Source organism: Arthrobacter sp. ZBG10, from assembly GCF_001238605.1.
GTDB lineage: Bacteria > Actinomycetota > Actinomycetes > Actinomycetales > Micrococcaceae > Arthrobacter.
The window spans coordinates 1-214 of record NZ_LFQH01000112.1 but is presented as its reverse complement, the minus strand read 5'-3'; the positions used below and the strand labels follow the sequence as shown (position 1 = coordinate 214).

Annotated in this window: 1 pseudogene; it reads right to left on the bottom strand. The window is 71.0% G+C overall.

Annotated elements, in window-relative coordinates:
* Window positions 1–214: pseudogene (locus ACU18_RS20025) on the bottom strand (hypothetical protein); the annotation flags it as partial.

The following is a 214-nucleotide window of genomic DNA, read 5'->3' as shown; positions in this document are numbered from 1 at the left end:
TGCCGCCGGTTTCCTGGGCCACGCCGGTGTCAACGCCACCGGACGGCATTGCCATGCCGGCCTTCAGCGTTCCACACAGTGCGGGGGAAGTGGCGGCCAGCGGCAGCGTGGGGACCAGGTCGGACTTGGCAGCCTGTCCTGCCGCGCTCAGGGTGGCGGGATCGAGGCCGTGGACCACCACAACGGCGGTGCCGGCTTCAAGGGCGGCCTTGGT